This window comes from Pseudoalteromonas sp. BSi20311 (assembly GCF_000239875.1).
Taxonomy (GTDB): domain Bacteria; phylum Pseudomonadota; class Gammaproteobacteria; order Enterobacterales; family Alteromonadaceae; genus Pseudoalteromonas.
The window spans coordinates 1-4,203 of sequence record NZ_BADU01000074.1 but is presented as its reverse complement, the minus strand read 5'-3'; the positions used below and the strand labels follow the sequence as shown (position 1 = coordinate 4,203).

General features: G+C 39.9%; 1 protein-coding gene. It reads left to right on the top strand.

The window, feature by feature from the left end; all coding sequences use genetic code 11:
* Nucleotides 1-148: 148 nt before the first annotated feature.
* A complete protein-coding gene (locus P20311_RS08105; protein WP_008111584.1) occupies nucleotides 149-4,135 on the top strand; it encodes an Ig-like domain-containing protein in 3,987 nt (1,328 codons plus the stop codon).
* Nucleotides 4,136-4,203 lie beyond the last annotated feature (68 nt).

Sequence of the window (4,203 nt, the reverse complement as noted above, 5' to 3'; positions counted from 1 at the left end):
TAACAGCATGTAATTTTTTTTACAGAAAAAACGTCAACTTTTTAAAAATATTTATCACAAAAAAGAGTAAAAAGCTGAGATTTTAGACTAAGTTATAGGTTAACATTAAGTAAATAACGCTTAGTCAATAAAATACAAGGAGAAGTCTATGCCTTCAATAAGAGTGCTCTGCATCATTATGCTCAGCTTTTTAGTAACAGCCTGTGGCGGTGGTGGCTCACTTGAGAAAGAGGGGAGCATTGGTGGTAATAGCGGAGGTACATCCGATGACTCGAATTATACACTCATACTTCAAGGGTACTCAAAATCAGATGGAAGTATATCAAACTCAGTCTCAGCGAGCTTTCCACTAGAGCTTAGGGCAACTCTAGAAAAAGACGGTGTTGCAATTAGCGGTGAGAGAGTTACTTTCATATTAGAAGATCAAGTTGGGGAATTAAATCCTATCTCTGGTAGCGCATTAACAAATAGTGAAGGTGTAGCACAAATTGAACTTAAAGCTGGGACAGTTAAAGGTGCGGGTGAAGTAACTGCAGCGTACTCAGTCGATGGTGATGCCTTTACAGCATCTTTTTCGTTTGAATCTGCAGGTGATGCAGGAGATAGTGAATCAAATTTATTTAGTCTATCCTTGGATGGATTTTCTAAAATAGATGGAAGTAAATCAAATATAATTACTGCTGCGTCACCATTAGAGCTTCGTGCGACTCTCAGGAAAGAAGAAAATGCAATAGTTGGAGAACGCATTAAATTTAGCTTGGCAGACGATATAGGTAAACTTAATCCAGTTTCTGGTACCGCTATCACTGATAGCAACGGTACTGCTGCAATTGAGCTTACAGCCGGCGTGAATGCTGGGGCTGGTGAGGTTACAGCCACTTATACATTAAATGGTATTGATTACAGCGATACATTCTCTTTTAAAACAAGCGGCGATCAAGTTGCCTATACATTAAGTATTCAGGGCTATTCAAAAGAGACCGGCGCTCAATCAAATACTGTCACTAGTCTGGTGCCACTTGAATTAAAAGCCACAGTAATTGATGACGTAGGAGCTCCTGTGGCAGGTAAGAGTGTCACCTTTGCACTTGACGGAACTATAGGTTCATTAAATCCAGCATCGGGTAGTGTGTTAACAGATGACTCAGGTGTAGCGCAAATTGAGTTAACAGCGGGTGAAACAGCTGGCGCTTCTAAGGTAGTGGTTAGCTATATTGTTCAAGGGGTTGCTTATTCATCAGCGCCATTTGATTTTGAAACTGTCATTATTGAAAAAGCACAGTTAAGCGTTAATTTAATTGCTTCAGATGGCACAGAAACAAGAACGGTTGATTATGAAAACCCAGCAGTAGCACAAGCGACGCTATTGGTCGATGGACAGCCAAGTGCTTATCAGCTAATCCAATTTAATTTGTCGGGTTTTGGCAAAATAAATCCATCAAATGGAACGGCTATGACCGATGCCGCAGGTATTGCAAAGGTAGACTTGCTGACAGGCACAGAGCAAGGTGCTGGTACTGTTTCGGCAACTTATAAGCTAGATGAAACATCTGTTTTTGATTCAAACCAATTCACTTACACTTCTAAAGGTGATGCTCCTCCCCCCGGCACCTCAAATGATTTTATGATAGATTTAAGCTTAATTTCATCGACGAGTTTAACGCAAATCAGTGAAATTAGTGCTAACGATAGTGGCTTAGTACAAGCGACTATTTTAGATGTTGACGGTAACCCAGCTGCGGGTAAAGTTGTTTCATTTAGTTCAACGTTAGGTAGTTTGTTACCAAGTTCAGGCACTGCGTTAACAGACACTAATGGTGTTGCAACACTTAACTTAACATCAGGAACAATTGAAGGCGCAGGTATTGTAACTGCACAGTTTGAAGCGGTTGAGAAAAAGATAGGGTTTTATACCCGCGGCGATGCGATTGACCCTAATCAGAGCAGTGCTGATATAAGCTTTAGTATTTTACAAAACTGTCCGTCAGATTTTAAAACGATAAGAGACAAAAGTTTATGTGATACTACAGCCAGTATCTCTGGAGATTCAACAGGCATACTATATATAGAAGTAAATAAAAAAGATTCTACAGTTGCCTTACCGCAAACTTTAGTTACTGCAACTACTACAATTGGTGCAATTTCTCCCAATACTGGTACGGCCATTACAGATGAAAATGGCATCGCTTTACTGGATATAATTCCTGGGCGTGACGTAGGAGCAGGTGAAATTACCGTATCGGTTTTAAATAGTAGTTTAACGAAAGCATTTCAAATCGCCGCAGTTGATATTGATATTGCGATATCGAGTACGGTCGCAGCTAACCAATCACTTGCAGCAGGTTCTACGGCACTGGTATCAATTGAAATTACAAAAGACGGTAATTTGTATACGGCACCTCTAAATGTTGAGTTTTCATCAGGATGTGTTGCATCAGGCTTAGCTGTGATGGATGAAACAGTTACTAGTATCGGTGGTTTTGCCCGCTCAACTTATCGACCACTAACTTGTGAAGGTGGCGATATTATCACGGCTAGCGTAATTACCGGTGGCGATACGGTTTCTGCCAGCACGACGATTAATGTTAGTCCAGCAAATGTTGGTTTCATTCAATTTGTTGAGGTTACTGATCCAGTAATAGCACTTAAGGGAACTGGTGGTGCTAATCGACGTGAAATATCAGAAGTGATATTTAAACTTGTTGATGCCAATGGCAATGATTTGGCATCAAGAACAGTCAACTTTGCATTATCAACTGCTGTGGGTGGCATAACATTAGGCACTGATTCAGCGATAACTAATGCAGAGGGTGAAATTAGAACTACAGTGCAATCGGGTGTGGTGGCAACACCTGTGCGTGTAATTGCCTCTATAGAAGAGACGGTTAATGGTGATACGATAACGGTATCTGCGCCTTCAGATGTATTAGTAATTAGTACTGGAATTGCAGATCAAAATAGCTTTTCCTTATCACGCTCTATTTTTAACGTTCACGGCTTGAATGTTGATGGTAATGAAGTGATGGTTAATGCAAGGTTAGCCGATCATTTCAATAACCCGGTGCCTGATGGCACTGCTGTCAGCTTTATAACAGAAGGTGGCGTCATTGAACCTAGCTGTACGACAATAAATGGTACTTGCTCTGTTACTTGGCGCAGTAGTAACCCCCGTCCATTTACAGACTCTATGTATGAAAATACTATTTTTGAAAAATGTGACAGTGGTTTGCCTTGCCCATTAGGTATTGTTAAAGGAACTACACTCGATAATTTAGAGATAGATCGACCTTTAGGGGGCAGGGCAACAGTTCTTGCCTATGCAATAGGTGAAGAAACCTTTTCTGATCTAAACGGTAATGGTTATTATGACAGCCAAGACTTTTTTAGTGAGCTATTTGATATTCCTGAAGCATTTATAGATCACAACGAAGATGGCACTTATGGAGGAAAAGACTGTAATGCTCCTGCTGAAGCGTGTTCAGGAAATAATTCAGAAGGAGATGAATTTGAAGAATTTATCGACTTTGATAATAATGGCGACTGGACAATAGGCAATAGTATGTACAATGGTCTTCTTTGTAGACCAGAAGATGTTGCAATTAACTTGTGTAGTCGTGACTTGGTCAATGTTTTTCAAAACCAAGAAATTGTTATGTCGGGTGATGCTGCGTTTTTCAGGGTGGTTACTTTTGCCGACGACTGTTCTGCAATACCGGGGGTTACTGCAGCTGAAGTGCGTGTAAATAGTGATTCGGCAAGCCCTGTTGTGCGCAGAGTGCTTGATGATCCAACTAGCGCTAAAATGTGTCAAATATCACAAATTGATTTAACGGAAGCAACTGGTGTTACAAGTGTTGCAGCAACTGTTTATATTGCTGATATGTTTAATAATCCATTACCAGTAGAAACCGCGGTTAAAATAAGTTCAGATCAAGGCAAGTTAACGGGAACAACTGATTATATCGTTCCTAATACAACTACTGTTAGGCCAATTAACTTTTCATTTGGTGTTTTAAGAGTGCCGGTTGATGATAAAAATGCAGTTGTAAACGGTAATGTAACTATTACTTCAACAGCTACTTCAGGTCTAGTTTCTTCAGTTTCGGTATCTGTTTTACACGATGCAAAACTTTAATTAGGTATGGTTTAAAACAAAAATAGCCAACCAACTAAGGTTAGGTCATTTTGTTTCTTATTCTTATA

Bases quoted from the DNA above. Each gene is read 5' to 3' on its own strand.
- P20311_RS08105 (WP_008111584.1), top strand. From the start codon at position 149: ATGCCTTCAATAAGAGTGCTCTGCATCATTATGCTCAGCTTTTTAGTA.